Origin of the sequence: Paenibacillus nanchangensis, assembly GCF_046543445.1 — a bacterium.
GTDB classification, from domain to species: domain Bacteria; phylum Bacillota; class Bacilli; order Paenibacillales; family Paenibacillaceae; genus Paenibacillus_AQ; species Paenibacillus_AQ nanchangensis.
Genome location: NZ_JBHOFD010000083.1, coordinates 1 through 592, shown reverse-complemented (window position 1 = coordinate 592; position 592 = coordinate 1). Strand labels below are relative to the sequence as shown.

The following is a 592-nucleotide window of genomic DNA, read 5'->3' as shown; positions in this document are numbered from 1 at the left end:
CACTTTATACTGACGCGGGGTGGAGCAGCCCGGTAGCTCGTCGGGCTCATAACCCGAAGGCCGCAGGTTCAAATCCTGCCCCCGCAACCAAATTATTTCTTGTGGAACCGTGGTGTAGAGGCCTAACATGCCTGCCTGTCACGCAGGAGATCGCGGGTTCGAATCCCGTCGGTTCCGCCACTTTCAGTTTTAGCTTTCGCAGCAGTGCTTGCATTATTATGGCGGTCGTGGCGAAGGGGTTAACGCACCGGATTGTGGCTCCGGCATTCGTGGGTTCAAGTCCCATCGATCGCCCCATTGTAACTTTGATCCTGTTGGGGATTAGCCAAGCGGTAAGGCAACGGACTTTGACTCCGTCATGCATAGGTTCGAATCCTATATCCCCAGCCATTCTTTTCAAAATTAGAGCCATTAGCTCAGTTGGTAGAGCACCTGACTTTTAATCAGGGTGTCGAAGGTTCGAGTCCTTCATGGCTCACCATGTTTTACTTGGTAGTATGCGGTCGTGGCGGAATTGGCAGACGCGCACGGTTCAGGTCCGTGTGGGCTAACCCCCCGTGGAGGTTCGAGTCCTCTCGACCGCACCATATTT

6 tRNA genes are annotated in these 592 nt (G+C 53.9%); all 6 read left to right on the top strand.

From position 1 onward, the window contains the following. Positions 1 to 13 precede the first annotated feature (13 nt). The 6 genes from ACE6ED_RS29240 (at position 14) to ACE6ED_RS29215 (ending at position 587) form a co-directional block, all read left to right on the top strand. Positions 14 to 90, top strand: a tRNA-Met gene (locus ACE6ED_RS29240). A 13-nt stretch (positions 91 to 103) separates the two neighbouring features. After that, a tRNA-Asp gene (locus ACE6ED_RS29235) sits at positions 104 to 180 on the top strand. A gap of 41 nt (positions 181 to 221) precedes the next feature. After that, positions 222 to 297 (top strand) — tRNA-His (locus tag ACE6ED_RS29230). 18 nt (positions 298 to 315) lie between these two features. After that, positions 316 to 390: transfer RNA gene (locus ACE6ED_RS29225), tRNA-Gln, on the top strand. Between the two features lie 15 nt (positions 391 to 405). After that, a tRNA-Lys gene (locus ACE6ED_RS29220) sits at positions 406 to 481 on the top strand. Between the two features lie 18 nt (positions 482 to 499). After that, positions 500 to 587, top strand: a tRNA-Leu gene (locus ACE6ED_RS29215). Positions 588 to 592: the final 5 nt, after the last annotated feature.